Annotated in this window: 14 protein-coding genes; 7 read left to right on the top strand and 7 right to left on the bottom strand. The window is 45.0% G+C overall.

Features of this window, described 5'->3' with window-relative positions; translation table 11 throughout:
- Positions 1–43: 43 nt before the first annotated feature.
- The 4 genes from J6I44_RS13530 to J6I44_RS13515 are packed head-to-tail and all read left to right on the top strand — an operon-like array spanning position 44 to position 5,553.
- Positions 44–1,615, top strand: a complete 1,572-nt coding sequence (locus J6I44_RS13530; RefSeq protein ID WP_265766682.1) for a glycoside hydrolase family 32 protein — start codon at positions 44–46, stop codon at positions 1,613–1,615.
- Between the two features lie 60 nt (positions 1,616–1,675).
- Positions 1,676–3,253 carry a glycoside hydrolase family 32 protein gene (locus tag J6I44_RS13525; protein ID WP_265766681.1) on the top strand — a complete coding sequence of 526 codons (1,578 nt, stop codon included), beginning with the start codon at positions 1,676–1,678 and terminating at the stop codon, positions 3,251–3,253.
- Between the two features lie 6 nt (positions 3,254–3,259).
- Positions 3,260–4,624 carry a sugar porter family MFS transporter gene (locus tag J6I44_RS13520; RefSeq protein ID WP_265766680.1) on the top strand — a complete coding sequence of 455 codons (1,365 nt, stop codon included), beginning with the start codon at positions 3,260–3,262 and terminating at the stop codon, positions 4,622–4,624.
- Positions 4,625–4,626: 2 nt separating this feature from the next.
- Positions 4,627–5,553, top strand: coding sequence for a carbohydrate kinase family protein (locus J6I44_RS13515; RefSeq protein WP_265766679.1), 927 nt, complete (start codon positions 4,627–4,629; stop codon positions 5,551–5,553).
- A 65-nt stretch (positions 5,554–5,618) separates the two neighbouring features.
- Here the strand turns inward: J6I44_RS13515 and J6I44_RS13510 are convergent, their stop codons facing one another.
- Positions 5,619–5,939, bottom strand: coding sequence for a YtxH domain-containing protein (locus J6I44_RS13510; RefSeq protein WP_265766678.1), 321 nt, complete (start codon positions 5,937–5,939; stop codon positions 5,619–5,621).
- 329 nt (positions 5,940–6,268) lie between these two features.
- Here J6I44_RS13510 and J6I44_RS13505 point away from each other — a divergent pair, with 329 nt between their 5' ends.
- Entirely contained in the window at positions 6,269–6,958 is a 690-nt protein-coding gene (locus J6I44_RS13505; protein ID WP_265766677.1) for a DUF3592 domain-containing protein, read from the top strand.
- A gap of 65 nt (positions 6,959–7,023) precedes the next feature.
- Positions 7,024–7,353 carry a zinc-ribbon domain-containing protein gene (locus J6I44_RS20915; protein ID WP_350356705.1) on the top strand — a complete coding sequence of 110 codons (330 nt, stop codon included), beginning with the start codon at positions 7,024–7,026 and terminating at the stop codon, positions 7,351–7,353.
- Positions 7,354–7,672: 319 nt separating this feature from the next.
- Here the strand turns inward: J6I44_RS20915 and J6I44_RS13500 are convergent, their stop codons facing one another.
- The 3 genes from J6I44_RS13500 to J6I44_RS13490 are packed head-to-tail and all read right to left on the bottom strand — an operon-like array spanning position 7,673 to position 15,275.
- Positions 7,673–10,738 carry an efflux RND transporter permease subunit gene (locus tag J6I44_RS13500; protein WP_265766676.1) on the bottom strand — a complete coding sequence of 1,022 codons (3,066 nt, stop codon included), beginning with the start codon at positions 10,736–10,738 and terminating at the stop codon, positions 7,673–7,675.
- An 11-nt stretch (positions 10,739–10,749) separates the two neighbouring features.
- Positions 10,750–14,022 carry an efflux RND transporter permease subunit gene (locus tag J6I44_RS13495; RefSeq protein WP_265766675.1) on the bottom strand — a complete coding sequence of 1,091 codons (3,273 nt, stop codon included), beginning with the start codon at positions 14,020–14,022 and terminating at the stop codon, positions 10,750–10,752.
- Positions 14,023–14,048: 26 nt separating this feature from the next.
- Complete coding sequence (locus tag J6I44_RS13490; protein ID WP_265766674.1) at positions 14,049–15,275, bottom strand: efflux RND transporter periplasmic adaptor subunit; 1,227 nt, start codon at positions 15,273–15,275, stop codon at positions 14,049–14,051.
- Between the two features lie 401 nt (positions 15,276–15,676).
- Here J6I44_RS13490 and fsa point away from each other — a divergent pair, with 401 nt between their 5' ends.
- A complete protein-coding gene (gene fsa / locus J6I44_RS13485; protein ID WP_265766673.1) occupies positions 15,677–16,345 on the top strand; it encodes a fructose-6-phosphate aldolase in 669 nt (222 codons plus the stop codon).
- A 3-nt stretch (positions 16,346–16,348) separates the two neighbouring features.
- Here the strand turns inward: fsa and J6I44_RS13480 are convergent, their stop codons facing one another.
- The 3 genes from J6I44_RS13480 to J6I44_RS20910 all read right to left on the bottom strand — a co-directional run bounded on the left by J6I44_RS13480 (position 16,349) and on the right by J6I44_RS20910 (position 20,250).
- On the bottom strand, positions 16,349–17,917 hold the full coding sequence (locus tag J6I44_RS13480) for an amidase (protein ID WP_265766672.1): 1,569 nt from the start codon (positions 17,915–17,917) through the stop codon (positions 16,349–16,351).
- A gap of 79 nt (positions 17,918–17,996) precedes the next feature.
- Complete coding sequence (locus tag J6I44_RS13475; protein WP_265766671.1) at positions 17,997–19,475, bottom strand: phytoene desaturase; 1,479 nt, start codon at positions 19,473–19,475, stop codon at positions 17,997–17,999.
- 82 nt (positions 19,476–19,557) lie between these two features.
- On the bottom strand, positions 19,558–20,250 hold the full coding sequence (locus J6I44_RS20910) for a septal ring lytic transglycosylase RlpA family protein (protein WP_265766670.1): 693 nt from the start codon (positions 20,248–20,250) through the stop codon (positions 19,558–19,560).
- Positions 20,251–20,321: the final 71 nt, after the last annotated feature.

Raw genomic sequence — 20,321 nt, 5'->3', positions numbered from 1 at the left:
GATTCCGTTGATAGGCTTATGGTTGATAGGCTTATGGTCATTTTTGACGATAAGCTGTCAACTGGGAGACCCAAACCTGTCTGATCGGGATACGGATGAGAAATCAGAGCCCCTTCAGTGCGAGACCCAAACTGAGGAGACAGGCTATACCTTATATAAAAGGAATACCGATGCAAGGATTGGGGACGTAATGCCATACTATGATTCCCAAAGTGGAACATTCTATATTTATTATTTAAAAGATATATGGAATGATGCCACTCATGAACGCCATCCCTGGTATGGTTTTACAACCGAAAATTTTTATGACTACCAGCAAATATCGGCGGGTGAAATTTTGGGTTCAAGCAGCGAGGGCTGTGATCAGGATTATGCCCTGGGAACAGGAGATATTATCCAAAAGGGAGATACGTATTATGCTTTTTATACCGGACATAATCCCAATTATCCATCCGATTGTGTTTCAAAAAAGGAAGGCGTAATGCTGGCTACATCCGGAAGTCTTGACCAGGCATTCTCAAAAGATAGTACCTTTGCTACTATTCATGCCCCCACGGGTCAGGGCTTTGACGAACAAGATAATTTCAGAGATCCATATATCTATTATGACAGCGGAAGTGAACAGTATTATATGATAGTGAGTGCACGAAAAGATGTAAATGGCACTTGGAAAGGGGTTATTGCTCAATATTCTTCTTCAGATCTGGTCACATGGGATTATGAGGGTGTCCTATACGATGGAGGTCCTGATAATTTCTTTATGCTGGAGACACCTGAAATTTTTAAGATGGGTGATACCTATTACTTGTTATTCTCGGACATCGACTCAAGACATGTTGTATATCGGAAAAGTTCGTCCATTCATGGTCCATGGCACAAACCGGATGGCAATGAGAGAATTGTTGGGAATGGAATCTATGCTGCGAAAACAGCAGCCGATGACTATGACAGATATATTTTGGGCTGGACTTATGTCAACGAGAATCATTCGGATTCGGGATCTCCTCTTTGGGGTGGAAACTTAGTGGCGCATAAATTATATCAAAAAGAAAATGGTGATCTGGCTGTCACTATCCCCCATACATTGGAATCATTTGTGGAGACTCAAGATTACACAATAGAAGAGAATAGTACATATGGCAATGTACAAAATACAGGCCAAGAGTCTCATAATTACCAGCTTATCAGTGGAAAAGAGAGTGAGATTAGCAGTGTGATATTTGAGCCTGTGGAGGCTGAACGCTATCAAATCGATGCTACTTTTTCTTATAGGCAGACATCAGGCGACTTCGGATTTTTAGTAGGAGCCTGTGATGGAACGAATGATTTTGTCAGTCTAAGACTACTGCCCGATCAAGGCGTATTTAGGGTTGATAAGAAGCCCAGAGATCAACTTGTCACAACCACAGAGCCGACTAATGATGTCCCCATACAGCTGTCACCTGATACTAATTATAATATCAGAATTGTCATTGAAAATTCCATGGTAGTGGTGTATATAGATAATCATGTGGCATTAAGTACCAGAATCTACAGTGCTCCAGGGAATCACTGGGGTATTTTTTCTGACAACAGTAAGGCCAATATATCCAATATAACAGTGACAACACCATAGAAGGGCTTTGACTATCCGCGGAAGCAAACTTTACCTATAAAAAAATAATTTTTAGATGTTATGAAATATACTCTTCTTGTTAGCACATTCTTGTTGTCTGGCTTTTTATTCGTTTCGTGTCAAAAAGTTGAGCAAGAACAGGATATAGAGGCCGAACCACAAACTGCAGCTTATGATGAGCCATACCGTCCGCAATTCCACTTCACCCCAAAAGAAAACTGGATTAATGACCCTAACGGATTAGTGTATCATGAAGGGGAGTATCACCTGTTTTACCAGTATAATCCGTTTGGCGATCAATGGGGACACATGAGCTGGGGGCATGCCGTCAGTACGGACTTGATGCACTGGGAAGAGCTGGACGTAGCCCTGCCCGAGGAGGACGGAGTCATGATTTTTTCCGGTAGCGCTGTGGTCGATAAGCAAAATACTTCTGGATTGGGATCTGAAGATAATCCGCCGATGGTAGCCATTTATACCGGCCATCACACAGATGAAGATAATCCCAAACAAGATCAGCGTATCGCTTACAGCACGGATAATGGCCGCACGTGGACCAAATACGAAGGCAACCCCGTGATTGATGAGGATATGAAAGACTTCCGGGATCCCAAAGTAATCTGGCATGACCAGACCCAGAAGTGGATAATGGTTGTGGCGCTGCCAACCGAATACAAAGTACGTTTTTACAGCTCATCCAATTTGATTGATTGGGAGCTGGAAAGCGAGTTCGGTCCGGCCGGGGGTACTGAAGGCATTTGGGAATGTCCCGACTTATTTGAATTACCGGTGGATGGCAGTGAAGAATCAAAATGGGTCCTGCAGGTAGATCTTAATCCCGGTTCGGTAGCGGGTGGTTCTGGTGGACAGTATTTTGTGGGCCACTTTGACGGATCCACATTTACCGAAAGCGAAGCGACCAAAGGCGAAACGAACTGGGTCGATTATGGCAAGGATTTCTATGCCGTTCAGTCATTCTCTAATGTTCCGGATAACCGGCGTATTTGGCTGGCCTGGATGAATAACTGGCAATATGCCGGTGATATTCCCACCAAGCCGTGGAGAGGAGCCATGACCATACCCCGTGAACTTGGATTGACAAATGACCTGCGCTTATATCAACATCCGATCCAAGAGGTTGAGAGTTTGTATAAAGATCACCGGGAGTGGAACGATCTATCGGTGTCGGCAGGCGAGCCCTTCACTCATAAAGCATTGCAGGGTAAAGCCTATAAGCTAAAAGCCGATATTTCAGTAGGTGACGCCGATCAGTTTGGGTTTAAAGTACGAAAAGACGAACAAGAAGAAACGATTATCGGCTATGATGCATCAGAAGAGCAGCTTTTCGTAGATCGCAACAAATCCGGATCGGTTAGTTTTCACGAAAAGTTTGCCAACCGGATACAAGCAGCTCCACTAAAGGCAGAAAATGAGCAAATTATCTTAGAGATTTTAGTAGACCGTTCATCGGTAGAAGTATTTGCAAATGATGGAGAAAGGGTCATTACGGACCGGATTTTCCCGGATTCATCATCCAACCGGATTGAATTTTTTAGCAACGGTGGATCTGTACAGATCAATCAGTTAGAATTTAGAAATTTAAAATCGGTTTGGAATAAAGCTAACAATTCACAATAAAAAGTTATGTTTAAAACAAGATCTATACTACTGTCAGCCATTGTTGCATCGCTGGCAGGGTTTTTATTTGGCTTCGACACCATTGTGATTTCCGGAGCGGACCGTCCTATCCAGGAGCTATGGGAAATGAGCGATCTGTTTCATGGCACCTTTATTATGTCGATGGCGCTTTGGGGGACGGTTATTGGTGCTCTTTTTGGGGGTATCCCCTGTGATCGATTTGGTCGAAGGCCAACGCTCTTTTGGATTGGAATCTTGTATTTATTATCGGCTTTGGGTTCTGCCCTGGCACCGGATCCCTATATTTTTTCCATCTCAAGATTTATCGGCGGACTGGGGGTTGGTGCTTCTTCGGTAGCGGCTCCGATTTATATTTCTGAGATTACTCCAGCGAATAGTCGGGGGCGATTAGTCGCATCTTATCAGTTCAATATTGTACTGGGCATCCTGCTGGCCTATATCTCAAATTATTTGATTGGAACCTATTTTGATGCAAATGCCTGGCGTTGGATGTTGGGTGTTGAGGCCATTCCTGCGGCAATCTATGCGTTATTGGTTTTGGGCGTTCCCGAAAGTCCCCGGTGGTTGGCACTGCGGAAAAAGGATGAGCAGTCAGCCAAGACTATTCTGAAGCAGCTGAATCCCAAAAAGAATATTGAAAAGCTGCTCCAGGAAATAAAAGTTTCTGTAGATCAGTCATCTACAAGCACGTTTTTTTCTAATAAATATCGTTTACCTATTATCTTGGCGTTCCTGATTGCTTTCTTCAATCAGTTCTCGGGTATCAATTTTGTATTATACTATGCCCCGCGGATTTTTGAGAAAGCCGGTTTGGCCGCAGGAGATGTGTTAGGAGCCTCGGTGCCTATAGGTATTTTCAACCTTGTCTTTACGTTGTTAGGCATGTACCTGATCGACAAAGTAGGTCGAAAAAAGTTAATGTATACTGGATCGGTTGGCTATATTTTATCTTTATTAGGGGTAGCCTGGACCTTTTCTACCGGAGCAGAAGGCTCATTCGTGGTGGTTTTTATCAGTGCTTTTATTGCATCGCATGCCATAGGACAAGGGGCTGTGATTTGGGTATTTATCTCCGAAATATTTCCCAACTCGGTTCGTGATTACGGCATGTCTCTGGGCTCCGGTACACACTGGGTGTGTGCTGCCATCATTACACTGGTGACCCCATCGGTATTAAGCGCATTTTCAGGTGGAACGATCTTCGTCTTTTTTGCCGGAATGATGGTATTGCAGTTGTTATTTGTCTGGAAGCTGATGCCGGAAACCAAAAATAAGACCCTTGAAGAGTTAGAAAAAGAGCTGTTGCCGGCTGATGCAGAATTTGATAAAGAATACAAAGTGAGCAGTTAGATATGGAAGATGAAACTCGAATATTATGCATTGGAGAAATTTTGTGGGATGCCTTGCCGATGGGCTTATTTCTCGGCGGTGCCCCTTTAAATGTTAGTTGTCACCTTCAGCAGTTAGGAGAAGATGTTAAGATGATAAGCCGTATTGGCAATGATCGGTTAGGCAAAGAAGCGATGCGGAGAATTACACATAAGCAGCTTGCTACCGATCTTATCCAATGGGACCAAGAGCTTGAAACCGGTTTTGTTGAAGTACAGTTAGATAAAAAAGGACACGCAGAATATCAGTTTATGGATCCTGTAGCCTGGGATCATATCGAACTGACAGAGCAAGTAGAGCAAGAGGTTGAACATGCCTGGGCACTGGTTTTTGGGAGCTTGGCGCTACGGCACAGAAAATCCCGCCAAACTATTAAAACTCTCCTTAGAAACGATCGTATTTTGAAAGTATGTGATATAAACCTGCGGGAACCTTTTTATGATCGTAAATCAATTGAATATGCGCTAAAAGCTACCGACATTCTAAAGGTGAATGAGACCGAGCTTGGGCAGCTTATCGATTGGTTTGACCTTCCACAAAAAGAACAGTTGGCAATCGAGAAGGTTGCTCAAATATTTAAATGTGAAACGGTAACCGTTACCAAAGGCTGTAAAGGGGCCTCATTATATCATCAAGGGCAATGGGCCGAACATGCTGGTTTCCAGGCTGAGGTTAAAGATACGGTAGGGGCGGGGGATGCCTTCTTGGCCACACTATTAAAAGGATTGCGGATGGGTAAGGATGTTCGGGAAGTGTTAATACTGGCAAATGCCAGCGGGGCCAGTGTGGCTTCGCAGTTTGGGGCAACACCAAAATATAGCTTTCAGGATATTATAGCTTTAGCCCAAAAGAATGAGGTTCCGGAAAAGACAAAAAGAGCAGAGAGGTAAAAGAGAAACAGATAAGTCTAAAAGGCTCCCTGTTGGAAGCCTTTTAGAACTAATTGACAAACTCTTTACTCAGAAGAGTTGGCAACATTCTTTTTGGTTTCTTCTATAGAACCCAAGAGGTCTTCTGCCTCATGAATCAGATCTTCTGCTCGTTTTCGCGCATCTTCAACAACTAAGTCTCCTTTTCGTTTAGCTTCCGAAATGGAGGCCTTTTCTTCGGATAGCTTATCGATAAGATCCGTTAATTCATCCAGGTAGGTACTTAGTCTGTAAGATAGAATATCGCGGGTATTACTTCCTTTGTCTGGTGCATAGAGCAAAGCGATGACTGATCCAACCAGTGCCCCTGATAATAATCCAAGCGTAAAATCTTTTGACTTACTCATAATATCATAATTTAAATTTTAAAAATCTCTTTTAGTATTTCGTCATAAATATACAATCTTTTTCGACAAAATCTCCATCCTGATTATATAACTTATTTACCCATGCACTTCAATAATACCGGAACGTTGAGATGGGTTTTTACTTAAAGAAGTAATATTGTATAAGTGCAAGGGAGCTATTACCTTTGGGCAACAAATTTGATTAAAGAGTTCCCTGACGCTTAGCCTCAGGGGCTCAAAATATTGTCATCCCGAACTCCAGAAGTAGTCGGTACAGGCTTTGTTTTAGATTGTTTATAGGCTATTACAAAAAATAGAGTAGATAAATCGTGAAAATAGTAAAGTATGTTTTTTCTTTAGTTGGACTGGGACTGCTGGTCGGTGCTTTCTTCTGGTATAATAGTAATACTGCTTTTCTTGAAAAAGCAATTACTGCGGAAGGGACCGTTGTTGATCTTGTTGTGAACAGGTCAAGTGATTCCCGAACCTATAGTCCAGTGGTAGAATTCTTGACTCAGGAGGGAGAATCTATCGAGTTTGTATCAAGAACAAGTAGCAATCCACCAAGCTATTCCAGAGGAGAGCGTGTAGAAGTATTATATCTTCTCGGCGAACCGAGGCAGGCCAAAATAAATGGCTTCTTTTCGCTTTGGGGTGGCATATTAATAGTAGGTGGGCTTGGACTTATATTTTTCTTAGTTGGTGCGGCCTTGGTAATTGTTCCTATCGTAAAAGGAAGAAAGGACGAACAGCTACGAAATAATGGATATCCCATTAAAACTAAATTTCAAAGGATTGAGCTTAATGAATCTTATTCAGTAAATGGCCGGCATCCGTTTCAGCTCATTACACAGTGGCAGGATCCATCTACTTCTCAAATACATGTTTTTAGAAGCAATAACCTATGGTTTGATCCAACAGACTATATTGACCGGGATCGTATTACGGTTTTCATAGAAAAGGATGATCCGGAGACATACTACATGGACATTTCTTTTCTGCCTGAACTTGCTGAGTAGATTCTTAATATGAGCAGGACTAAAAGATTAAGCAACCGCTATCAATTTAAACCTAATAAAGCGTTATGATATTTTTTTTCGGGGTAAAAGGAAAGTCAGTACATAACGAACTTCTCAAAGATCAAGAGTGCACACACTGTGGGCAGGTGAATACGACCTACTTGGATTTCACCTCGCGTTATGTTCATTGTTTTTGGATTCCGTTATTTTCTATTGGCAAAAAAGCTTTCACATACTGTAGCCATTGTAAACAGGCTCTTAGCCAAAAAGAGATGCCCGTTGTATATAAATCTGCCGTTGAACGACATAAGGATAATGCCCAAACACCCATCTGGCATTATTCAGGCCTTTTAATCTTTTGTCTGCTGGTATTTTTATTCTTTAGTGTTATTTAAACATGAATTCGGGATCAGGAATTGAAAGCAATAAATGGCTTTGTTTTCCCCTAAAAAAATCAGGAGAAGAGCTATTGTTGAGGGATTAAAACAGGTATCAAATAGGCTTTTCAAGTCCTTCCCTATTCATAGGGAAGGATTTAGGATGGGTCAAGAAGTAGTGTTGACCCTCTTTTGATTTCTCCCTACCCGGCAGGGAGAGAAACTCTTTTAAAAAAGTCTATGTGCCATTGAACCTGCTGCCCGGCACTCCCCTCGAGGGGGGGGATTTTTAAAGCTTATCTCTCTTATATAGAACTGACGTTATTTAGGTACAGATTCAGGATTTTTCTTGTTGTATTGCTTTACGCCTTGTTTTGCTTATTCCCATCACAAAGATTGGGACCACATAGAGGGTAAGAATTGAACCAAAGAAAAGCCCACCAATTACCGATCGGGCTAACGGAGCCCAAATTTCTGCTCCCGTTCCAATACCCAACGAGAGCGGAACCATAGAACAGATAGTGGTTAAGGCGGTAAGCAGTATGGGCCGCATGCGTCGTTTACAGGCTTCAATAACATTATCGAGCAGGGAAGATGATTCGCTGTTATCGGCAGTGTAAAGATGCATATAATCTACCAGAACGATACCATTATTGACAATAATGCCTACCAGCATGAACATACCGATGAAGGCAGTAGCAGTAAGAGGAGTCAGGGTCATCCAGAGGCCCACTAATGCCCCGAAGAAGGCCAATGGAATTGAGAACCAGATTACAAAAGGATCGCGGAAGTTCTCAAACAGGGAAGCCATAATCATATAGGTAAGCGCAATTGCAAAAAGGAGCGACCACATAACTTCGCTGCTCCCTTCATCTGCATCACTGGTTCCCCCTGTAAACTCATAGCGATATCCTTCCGGCAGCACGACTTCCTGCTGGATAAAATTAATGATATCCTGCCGGTACTCGTTAGCATTCCCGGCCAGTTGTATGTTTACATCGAGCACGGTTTCTCGGTCCCGTCGCTGGATTTCATTAACACCTTCTACACTTTCAAAATGGCCAAGAGCTGCTACAGGAACGCGCTGGCTGTCAACCTCTATGAGCTCAAGATCGAAGAGCTCGTCTCGACTGGTCAGCGCTGCTTTCTGAGCCTGAACCATAATAGGAACTTCACGGCCTTCCTGACGCAGATATCCTACACGCGTTCCCTGTACCTGGGTTTTGAGAGAGGTGGCTACCTCATTTAATGAGCTTCCCATCCGGTTAATCCGCTGCCGATCTACATGAAATTGCAGCTCTGGGGTAGGGTCAGTACGGCCGTTATCCACCGAAATGACATTCTCGTCACTGAGCATCTTTTGTTCAATACGGTCAGAGATGGCTTGTAACACTTCAATGTCAGGACCGACCAGACTAAGCCTTATTCCACTGCTGAAGCCACCGAATCCACCACCACCCCGGAAGTTTAACTCGACTCCCGGTTCCGAAAGTTCCCGCCTAAGCTGGGCCGAAAATTCATTAGTAGTAACATCTCGGTTACCTTGGTCAACGAGATTCACGGTAATCTCACCGATATTTGAACGGCTGTTAAAGCGTTGTCGGCCAATGGTTGTAATGACCGATGACACAGGGTCTTTTTGTTGGATTTCGTGGCCAATGCTACGAATAGCCTCTGCAGTACGAACCAGCTTGGTTCCAGAAGGCAGCTCCACTTCCATAGAAACCTGTCCAGAGTCTGATTCGGTAAAAAACTGAAACTCTAATGTGTTATAAAGTCCGTATGTACCACCCAGCAGAAAAATGACAAAAACCAAGACAATCCATTTGCGGAACATAAACCAACGAAGTGACTGCGAATACCATTCCTCTAATTTGTGGATGGCTTTGAACGAGCCGCTGTGCCGTTGGAATTCCTTTTTATCCAACAGTAACAGCGACAGCACAGGAACCAGAATGATGGAAGCGATAAAAGAAATACTGATCGCGATACTGATGGTAAGGGCAAACTGAGCAAAGAACTGTCCCTGCACTCCTGAGATCCCAACAATGGGTATAAAAACCCCCAGCGTTGTAAGGGTGGCTCCTAAGAGGGCCCCAATCACTTCGTTGGTGCCTTCCAGGGCCGCCTGCATCTTTGGGATATTTGCTTCCAGCTTCCGTGCAATACTTTCAGCAACAACGATAGCGTTATCCACAAGCAGGCCAATGGCAAGCGCTAAGGCCGTGATGGTAAGGATGTTCAGGGTAAGTCCTGCAGCATACATGCCCGCAAAGCTGGCCGTCACGGAAACAGGAATAGAGGCTGCTACGACCAGTGCAATACGCCAGCCGCCCATAAAAATGAGAAGTACGATAATAACAACAACTAAGGCTGCCAACGCCGATTGCGTTAAATTGGAAATAGAGTTTTCAATGTTCTCCCCGTCATTTGTGCGAATCTGCAGATTGACTCCGGGTGGCAGGTTATTATTAATCGTCGGGAGTTCTGCCAGCACGGCGTTAGCTACATCCAGGGTGTTGGCATCCGATTTCTTTTGGACTTCCAGCGTAACACTGTTTTTGCCATTAATTTCTACGAGCGTCGTAACTTCGGCAAAGTTATCTTCAACCTTTGCCACATCTTTAACCCGGATGGGGACACCGGAGTCCGTCATCTTAATAATGGTCTGCCGAATTTGATCCACATCCTGATACATCGATTGAGCCACCAAGCTATAGCTATTTTTATCAGCTATGATATTACCCATGGGTACCTGGACGTTATTGGAGCGTAGCGCTTGCTCAATATCACTGGGCACCATGCGGTGCTGGGCAAGAGATATCGGATCCACATGTACATAAATTTGGCGCTGAAGCCCTCCCCGAGTATCGGCGGATGCTACCCCATCGAGTCGTTCAATGCGGGGCTCAATAAACTCTACGCCAAGGCGACGCAGTTCATCCAGCCCCCGGTTTTCGGCATCGAGGCTTAGGCGCATAATGGGAAAGTTTTCCGGGTCGAACTGGAAGATGACAGGCTCAGATGCTTCTTCCGGCAATTCATTTCGTATGCGCGATATGGCTTCCCGGACTTTCAATTCAATGTTCCGGATATTTACGCCATTTTGTAGCTCCAATACAATAAAAGCGCTTCCCTTACTGATGTCTCCTTCCATTGTGTCGATACCCTCAATGGCCGAAATAGCTCCTTCTATCGGTTCTACAACCAGTTTCTGCATGTCTTCCGGAGCTACATTGCTGTAGTTGGTTTGTACCGCAAGTATGGGGATATTGAATGATGGATAAAGGGTTATTTTCAGATTTGACAACGAAAACGCACCAAAACCGATAACAACCAGGGTGATCATAATAACGGTGATCGGCCGATTTAAAATCTTGCCTGCTACGCTAAATTTTTTCATGGCACTTTCCCTCAGCTTGTTTCGGTTTCTATTAAAGGATCCACTTTGTGGACGGAGTCGAAGCCCATATTTTCAACTGTAGCATTGATCAGGTTGTAAAGACAGGGCACTACAAAAAGCATAAGCAACGTGGACATTGTGAGCCCGCCAATGACCGTTCGGGCCATAGGGCTCCAGGTTTCAGAACCAGATCCCAGCTCTAAGGCAAGTGGGACCATACAGAGAATAGTAGTAAGGGCGGTCATCAGGATGGGCCGCAGACGGCGTCCTGCTCCTTTAACAATCGCCTCACGGCGAGACATATTACGAGCCTGCAGAATCTTGATATAGTCAATCATCACAATTCCATTATTCACTACGATACCGGAGAGCAAAATAAGCCCTACCATAGATGTAACACTAATGGAGGTTCCGGTGATCCATAGCACCAGCAACACGCCGGTGAGGGCGAGAGGAATGGTAAGAATAATGATAAATGGTTCTACCAGGCTTTCGAACTGCGAGGCCATCACCATATAGGTTAGAATGCCGGCAATAATAAATGCGATCAACAGGTAGTTAAATGACTGCTGCTGATCTTCGGCCGAACCGGCGATCTGGTAGCGATAGCCCTCCGGCCAGTCAATACCGTCGAGCTGGTCACGGGTCCGGTTACTGGCTGCGCCCAGATCAATACCTGAGAGATCGGCTGTAACTTCAGTCACACGCTCTTGGTTGACGCGCAAAATATTGGTGGGCCCACTGTACCGTTCAATACGGGCCAGGTTGGATAGCGGAGCCCAGCTACCCGAAGAAAGTTGCACCTGCAGGTTGCGCAAGTCACTGACCGAGGCTTTATCAAGCTCATCCAGTTGAACACGTACTTCAAACTCAATGCCCTGGTCAACATAGGTGGTCGCAAGGTTGCCCTGCACGGCATCACTGATAGCATTAGCCACTTGAGAAGTGTTCAGCCCAATACGTGAAATACGTTCCCGATCCATGATGATACGCAGTTCGGGGCGGCCTTGGTCTGCCGTGCTCGTCACGTTTACAATGCCTTCGATGTTATTCAGACGTTCCTTCACGCCATTCGCCAGTTCTTCTTTGGTCGATGGCTCAAAGCCAAAGATTTGTACAATGAGGCCACTTTCTGTTTCAGGACTCAGCGGATCTTGCTGAACCTCCTTGATTTCTGTTCCCGCTACGGCTTCGAGGTCTTCCAGCAGGGTGCCGGTAATCTGAGACTCACTGCGCCGGCGTTCATCCTGAGGCACCAGTTCAACCCGGATAGTCCCTTGGTAACCGCCCGGATTATCAGCTCCTTCGATTCCTTCCTTGTCTCCAAAGTCTGAGACAATAAGGCGCGCTTCGGGCACATTCTTTTTGATGGTCTTTTCAACTTGCGAGATAGAACGCTCTAATTCTAATAAACTCACGCCGGGTGTTCGCTGAACATCCAGGATGAAAGCATTGTCATCCACTTTTGGGAAGAATTCGCCTCCCAGAAAATTATAGATCGGAAGAGTAATAAGAAAAAGAAGGACAGCGGCAATGACGGTAAGGCTGCTTCGGTTCAAAATTCGATCGAGAGTGGTTTCATATTTATTCTCAAGCCGATTCAAGTAATTGTTGATGGCTGGAGCCACTTTTTGGGAAAGATACCCACCGGTTTTTTGACCTATCCACTTGAAGAGCCAATACACTGGGAAAACCAACGCCCCTAAAAGAAGCAGGGGAGAGGCCATAATTCTTTTATAGATGCTGTCACGGCTCCAATCTAACAGGCGCTGCAGATAATTCCTGGAATCCTCGTTTTGTTCCTGGTCCGTATCCAGCATAAGGGAGCTCATCATGGGGATGAGGGAGAGAGCAACCAGCGAGGATACTGAGAGGGCAAAAGAGATCGTCAGTGCCAGGTCTCGGAATAGAAAGCCTGCGATGCCGGGCACAAAAAGAATAGGGAGGAAAACAACGAGCGTAGTAAGGGTGGAAATAACCACCGGAACCGCTACTTCTTGCGCTCCAAAAATAGCCGCTTTTTCACGTTCATTTCCTTCTTCTTTAAAACGGAATATGTTTTCTAACACAACCACCGCATCATCCACCACCATACCCACAGCCAGCGTGAGCCCGGAAAGGGAAATAATGTTTAAGCTTAAATCAGCCCAGTCCATAATACTAAAGGTGGAGATAATAGAAACCGGGATCGATATGGCAATAATCAGGGCGGAGCGGCCACTATGGAGGAATGCCAACAGAATGAGTACCACTAAAAGTACGGCCTGAAGCCCTGTCCACAACAGGTTATCGATTGAGCTTTCTATAAATTCTGCTTCGTTCGTCAATACATCAATTTTGATATCATCGGGGAGCACACGCTCAAGGTCACCAATGCCGCTAACCACCGAGTTGGCCGTAGTTACGACATTAGCATCACTTTGGCGATAGACATTGAGAATAACGCCTTCTTCACCATCTACATGTACATTGCCAATAGGCTGGGCTACACCATCTTCGACGGAGGCTACGTCCTCCAGCTTTAGCGGCTCGCCCTCGCGGACTGCCACAATCATATCTCTGATCTGGTCAACATTTTCAAATTCTCCCAGCGTGCGCAGCGAATAGATAGTACGTCCTTCTATCAGCTCTCCGGCCGGAACCTGGATGTTTTCCTGCTGCAGCTTGGTTGCAATATCCGAGATGTTCAGGTTGTATGCCCGCATCTGCTCGTTGCTAATATCGATATTTATTTGTCGCTCATACCCGCCGGATGTTTCGCTGGAGGCTACCCCGGAGATACGCTCCAACTGCTGCTCTACTCGTTGTTTCGCCACGGTCCTAAGCTCCCGTGGACTCCGGATGTTGGAGGTCAGCGTCAGAACAATAATCGGTTCCTGGTTAGGGTCGTAAGAATAGACAATAGGCTGTTCCGCATCGTCGGGGATGGTCCTCCGGACAAAGTCGAGCTCTTTGCGAACATCCGATTCCGCCACATACAGATCGGTTCCCCAATCGAAGTCAAGCTTGATGATAGAAGCCCCCTGATTCGATATCGAACGTACCCGTTGGACTCCACTGATACTGCCTACCTGCTCTTCGATGGGGCGGGTAATCAATGTTTCAATATCTTCCGGTGCTACTCCCTCGTAAGAAGTATAGACGGTTATCGTAGGGAAAGAGACATCCGGATACAAGTTCAGCCGAAGGTTAGAGAGCCCGAACAAACCAAAGCCAATGACAATCAGGCTGGTCATGAAAAAAGTGACCGGGCGCTCAACCGCTTTTCGTGCTAAAGCTTTCATATAATAATGTTGGTTCTAAATCTGGATTAACGTGAGGTTGAGCTCGTATCTGCGGTACTTTGCTCCGAAGCTTCAATTGGGATCTCTTCGGCTGGCTGAAAATCTTCCTGGCCGGCTACACGCACTTTGGAGCTGTCATTAAGACTATTCTGGCCGGTAATAACAACTTCATCGCCCGCGCCAATGCCTTCCAGAATTTCTATTTCATTGCCTTGCTCAATACCCAGCGTCAATTCACGGCGTAGGGCAAGCGAATCGTTCTGAACAACAAAAGCGGAGTAACTGCGCTCCAGTTGTATAGTGTTGGATTCAGGCTCAATCAAGGTTTGTACGTTTTCTACCAACGCAGATCTGGGAATCGTCACTGCATCTTGATGTGTCTCCACATTGATAATAGATTGAACGAGCACACCTTGATAAATGGAAGTTCCCCGGTCGGTAAGACTGATTACCACTTCGCCCAGTCCCGTTGTGGGATCGATGCGAGGACTAATTTGGGTAACCCGTCCTTCGCCTGTAATATCTTGCTGGTTGGAAACCCGAAAGCTTACCGGTTGACCGATCTCAATTTTCCGCCATTCCTCCAGTGGCAGGTAAACCCGTGCCTGGTAGCCCGTCAAATTTCCAACCTCGTAGGCCACCTGCCCCGTTGAAGCTAAGTCACCGGTTGAAATATTCCGGGTTAAGACCACGCCATAAACCGGAGAAGTGATTTCGGTATTTTTTAGGTCTTCACGGCTTTGGGTAAGGTTTGCTCGTGAAGCTTCGAGTTGAGCCTTACTGTTTTGAAAAGTAGCCCGGGCATCATCAAATTCTGTTGAGCTAATAAGTTCTTTCTCATGCAGTGTTTGTTGGCGATAATACTGAAGGCTATCCCGCACATAAGCTGACTTGCTTTGTTCCAGCTGAGATTTCGCCTGCTGATATTGATCGCGAAAGGGGACGTCATAGATTTTAGCCATTACCTCTCCCTGTCTTACGGTATCGCCGAGATCGGCATAAATGGCCGTTACTCTATTGGAAACCTGAGGGGTTACATTGACAATTTCAGCGGCCCTGATGTTTCCAAACGATTTAATCTGTTCGGAGATATCACTGGTTGATGCGACAATGGTCTCTACGCTGATCCCCGGGTTAGCTGCTGGATTCATCCCTCCACCCGGACCAGGATTATTGGGTCCTTCGGTATTTCCACCACATGCTTGAAAAAATATGATTGCAACGACAATGGAATAAGGTAATAATTTCTTCACTTGGATAGATTTTTAAAATAAAGTCTGGGGTTCCACATTTATAAACGTGTATAACAGCATGCCTAAATAAAGAGTAAAAGTTTGACTCTTGAACGCTCCTTGCTGTTATTTTTAGGATATTAACTGTCCCAATACGAGATCGTAACCTAAATGATACAGAGAATCTGCTAAAACTCAGTAAATAGTGGTGTTTTTAACTTTTTTAACATTTAGGAGCCTGTCTAATGGCTTTAAATCTTTTGGTTGGAGTTGAAAAAGCCTCAAATCAAACAGGAGCTCAATGTTAGCCCAAAGATAATTCAGAATATAAAGAAACAATGGCATGTTTCTGTTAAGAAAGAGAAACTTTTTTTGTATTTTAAAATCTATTACAAACCAATCAACTAAGCCTACATTAAACTATGAAGTTTTTTATAGACACCGCAGATCTTGATGAAATTCAGGAGGCCCATGATTTGGGCGTACTGGATGGAGTAACAACCAACCCCAGTTTATGTGCTAAGATAGGAGTTGCCGATTTTGAAGGACACATCGCCAAGATCTGTAACATTGTCGAAGGTGATGTTTCTGCAGAGGTAGTCTCAACCGAGTATGACGAAATTATGACGGAAGCTCGCCACCTGGCCAAAATTGCTGATAATGTAGTGGTCAAAGTTCCGCTGATTAAAGATGGCATCAAGGCTATTCGAAGCTTGTCTGATGAGGGCATTCGTACCAACTGTACCCTTTGTTTTTCCCCAACACAAGCTTTGTTAGCTGCCAAAGCCGGGGCTACTTATATATCTCCTTTTATCGGTCGTTTGGACGATATCTCTGATGATGGTATGCAGCTTATTGAAGACATCGTCACTATTTACGATAATTACGGCTTTGAAACAGAAATACTTGCTGCCAGCATTCGCCACCCAATGCACGTACTTGAGTCTGCCCGTCTCGGTGCTGATGTTGCTACAATGCCGCTCAAAGTGATTGATCAGCTGTTGCACCACCCCAAAACTGACAGTGGACTGGAGCGTTTTCTGGCTGACTGGGATAAACTGCAGGAAAAGTTAAAGGAAACGGCCGAGTAAACGTTATTGAGCTTGGTTCTTAATGACAGGTGGTCTTCGAATTTGGGTCACCTGCTCAAAGGCAAAAGCGATTTCTATAAGCTCCGGCTCACTCCAAGCCTTTCCAAAAAAGGAAATGCCCACGGGTAAGTTGTCGATAAATCCCATGGGGACCGTAATATTGGGATAGCCGGCTCTTGCTGCTGGAGAGCTTGAAGAAACGGAAAAGTTATCGCCATTTATTAAATCAGTTTTCCAGGCCGGTGCGCCGGTTGGACTGATAATAGCATCAAGGTTATGTTGGTTCATCACCCGGTCGATACCTTCATCGCGGGTATGCATTAGCATTCGGTTAAGCGCCTCGGTATACTCTTCGGATTTGAGATCCCCTTTCTTATTAGCAGTGATCAGTAAATCGTGATCGAAATAGTGCATCTCTATAGAGTCTCTAAGCGTTACATCCACCAATTCATCCAGGCTTTTAACCGGAGCATCGGCTCCGAGTGATTTGAAATAGGTATTCAGCCCATCTTTGAATTCGTATAACAAGACCTGGAAGGAGGCATTCCCGATATTTTCTCCGGATATATTCTCCAGTTCAATAATTTCGGCTCCTTGCTCTTCCAGCAAGCGGGCGGTCTGCTGCATAAGCGTATCCACCCGGTGATGTTCGCCGAGCGGTTCTTTCCAAAAGCCAAGCCGTTTGCCTTTGAGACCATCCTCATTGAGAAATTGGATATAGTCTGTTGTAAAATGATTTTTACTTGGGGTCGTCTTGGCATCCTCAGGGTCTACGCCAACCATCGTACCCAAGGCAACGGCAGCATCCGTAACAGTACGGGCCATAGGGCCGGGCGTATCCTGCGTAAAAGAAATGGGAATGATACCCGACCGGCTGAGCAACCCCACCGTAGGCTTAATGCCGACGAGTCCATTGGCCGAAGACGGACAGGTGATAGACCCATTGGTTTCAGTACCAATCCCGAAGACCGCCAGGTTAGCAGCTACAGCAGCGCCCGGACCAGAACTGGATCCACAGGGATTGCGGCTGAGATCGTAGGGATTTTTCGTTTGTCCACCAAGGCCACTCCATCCACTGGAGGAGAAGCTACTGTGGAAATTGGCCCATTCGCTTAAATTACTTTTCCCCAGGATTACAGCACCGGCTTCCCGTAGTTTGGCGGTAATGAAAGCATCATCAGGTGGTATCGATCCCTTCATAGCTCGTGCACCGGCCGTCGTTGGCATATCATGGGTGTCGATATTGTCTTTTAAGACAATGGGAATGCCATGAAGAGGCCCCCGTTTATTGCCATTAGCCCATTCTTCATCCAGTGCTGTCGCTTTATCTAAAGCATCCGGATTGGTGTAAATCATAGAATTGAGTTCCGGCCCGTTTTGATCAATCTCCTTAATGCGTTGGAGGTAGGCCCTGGTGACTTCAGCAATAGAATAGTGGCCATTCCGGTAGCCCTCTTGCAGCTCAGTAATAGTGATTTCCTCGAGCCCTAGTTGCTCATATTGAGACTGTTGTGGTTGACAGGAGGCAAGAGTCAGTATAAAAATCAGAAGGAGATAGTTATTAAATCCCATAATCCAAGGAGCTTAAGTTGAGGTAATCAATATAGCAATATACAATTGAGAAGAACTACTTCCAGCCTTGTGGTGAAAACTAATCCTTGCAAACTAGTTGTTCTATGATTTTAGCTGATGACAAAACGCCTGGAATACCCGCCCCGGGATGCGTTCCCGCGCCGGCAAAAAACAGATCTTCAACGTCTTCCGATTTATTATGCGGACGAAACCAGGCGGACTGGGAAAGGATAGGTTCCACTGAAAAAGCGGATCCCTTGTAGCTGTTTAGTGTCTGTTGAAAGTGAAGAGGGTCGATATGATGTTCCACCACAATATTTTCCTGGAGGTCGGGCAGGTAATGTTCTTCCAGAAAGTTCATAATTTTGTCACGATAGGGCTTGGCCTGTGCTTTCCAGTCGGTGCCGCTGTCTAAGTGGGGTACGGGTGAGAGAACGTAAAAGCTTTCGCAGCCTTCAGGAGCCAGCGAGGGATCGGTTTTAGTAGGCATATGCAGATAAAGGGAGAAGTCTTCAGCCAGCTTTTTATCATGGAAAATATCTGCCAATAGCTCTTCATATCGTTCGCCCAGGATGATATTGTGATGCTCTAACTTGGAATCGAGGTATCGTTTCTTCGTTCCAAAGTAGATCACAAAGAGGGACATACTATACTTCATGCGCTCAACTTTACGATCCGTATAGGTGCTGCGATGGTCCCGGGCAATCATATTGCGATAGGTAAAAGCTACATCGGCATTACTGACCACCTGATCTGCTTGATGCGTTGTTCCATCCTTCAACCGTATGCCAGTGGCTTTGCCGTTTTGGATGGTAATTTCATCAACTTCCGCATTAAGATTAATGGTACCGCCTTGCTCCTCAATAAGCTGTACCAGCGCTTCAACGATGGCTCCGGTTCCACCCATAGCATAGTGTACCCCCCATTCGCGTTCCAGGTAATGGATCATGGCATAAATGGAAGTGGTATCAAAGGGGTTGCCGCCAACCAGTAACGGATGAAAGGAAAAAACTTTTCGGAGGAAATCGTCATCGATGAATTTTGAGACGTACTGAAAAACGGTTTTGTGAGACTGCAGGCGGATTAGATCAGGAATGATTTTAATCATATCCCAAAGATTATGAAATGGTTGATCGGCTAACTCAACAAAACCTTTATTGAATATGGCTTTCGTGGTCTTTAAAAATCGAGTGTAGCCTTCTTTATCCCCTGGATTCCATTGATCAATTTCATTAAGTACAAAGTCGTGGTTCCCATTATAGTCAAACTTTTCTCCACGATCATTAAATATTCGGTAGAAGGGATCACAGGGCACGAATTCTACATAGTCTTTTCTTTTTTTTCCGGCCTCCTCGAATATTTCATCAAACAAAAACGGGGCTGTAATTACCGTAGGACCGCCATCGAAGGTGAAACCATCTTGCTCATACACATAAGCACGACCACCGGCTTTGTCACGTTTTTCAAAAATTTCTACTTCATGGCCGGCTGACAACAATCGTGAAGCCGTTGCAAGACCCCCAAAGCCACTACCAATAACGATGATCTTTTTCTTCATACAGTATAATATACATCTAAATAAGTCAGCGAATAGTCTGTTAAACCAAAAACAGGGGGGCATCCATTCCCCAATGGGATAATTAATTCTGGATCTGCTTCACGTATCCGTTAAAACCCCGATTGTTCAGTTCTTGTGCTTTTTGGCGTGCCTTATTTTTATCTACAAATGTACCATAATAAACACGGTATAATTTTTTATCGCCAAGAGTTACAGTTTCTACGCGAGCGCCTTGTACCTTCCGAGAGTGTTGAAAGGCTTTGGATCGCTTCTGGAAGGAAGCCAATTGAACAGTGTAGGTAGGTACTTTGAGATTATCTGTACGTGAACTTTGTAAGTCATGCCCCATAATCATGAGTGCAACACGGGCAGTGCCGGTGCCAATCATATTTATTTCTTGAGCAGCCTTCTTGGATAGGTCAATGATTCTGTTTTTAGCAAAAGGTCCACGATCGTTAATACGGACAAGCACATCTTCTCCGTTATCCAGATTTCTAACCTTGATAATACTGTTAAAGGGGAGCGTACGGTGGGCCGCCGTAAATTGATGCATGTCATACTCTTCGCCATTCGCTGTCAGCTTACCATTGAATTTTGGGCCATACCAGCTGGCAATGCCTTCTTCAATTTTGGTCCCGGATTTACTGGCATCCGGGAAATCAATATTGGGAGGAGCCTTTGGGCTATCCTCTTGTGTACGGGAAAGAGTGCCACAGGAAGAGATGAAAATCGCAATGGCAACAAGGATAGATGTAGAACCAAGTTTCTTAGACACGTTATATAAGGTAGCCTGGAAAGTTTGTATTAATATATTTTACCTAAGCTACAAAATCTATAGTTGAGTTT

The sequence above is a fragment of the Fodinibius salsisoli genome (genome assembly GCF_026229185.1).
Taxonomy (GTDB): domain Bacteria; phylum Bacteroidota; class Rhodothermia; order Balneolales; family Balneolaceae; genus Fodinibius; species Fodinibius salsisoli.
The sequence above is the reverse complement of the archived record's forward strand: the minus strand, read 5'-3'. Positions and strand labels throughout refer to the sequence as shown.

Coding starts and splice junctions, on each gene's coding strand:
- J6I44_RS13525 (WP_265766681.1), top strand. CDS start 1,676: ATGAAATATACTCTTCTTGTTAGCACATTCTTGTTGTCTGGCTTTTTA.
- fsa (WP_265766673.1), top strand. CDS start 15,677: ATGAAGTTTTTTATAGACACCGCAGATCTTGATGAAATTCAGGAGGCC.
- J6I44_RS13480 (WP_265766672.1), bottom strand. CDS start 17,917: ATGGGATTTAATAACTATCTCCTTCTGATTTTTATACTGACTCTTGCC.
- J6I44_RS13515 (WP_265766679.1), top strand. CDS start 4,627: ATGGAAGATGAAACTCGAATATTATGCATTGGAGAAATTTTGTGGGAT.
- J6I44_RS13500 (WP_265766676.1), bottom strand. CDS start 10,738: ATGAAAAAATTTAGCGTAGCAGGCAAGATTTTAAATCGGCCGATCACC.
- J6I44_RS20915 (WP_350356705.1), top strand. CDS start 7,024: ATGATATTTTTTTTCGGGGTAAAAGGAAAGTCAGTACATAACGAACTT.
- J6I44_RS13495 (WP_265766675.1), bottom strand. CDS start 14,022: ATGAAAGCTTTAGCACGAAAAGCGGTTGAGCGCCCGGTCACTTTTTTC.
- J6I44_RS13475 (WP_265766671.1), bottom strand. CDS start 19,475: ATGAAGAAAAAGATCATCGTTATTGGTAGTGGCTTTGGGGGTCTTGCA.
- J6I44_RS13510 (WP_265766678.1), bottom strand. CDS start 5,939: ATGAGTAAGTCAAAAGATTTTACGCTTGGATTATTATCAGGGGCACTG.
- J6I44_RS13520 (WP_265766680.1), top strand. CDS start 3,260: ATGTTTAAAACAAGATCTATACTACTGTCAGCCATTGTTGCATCGCTG.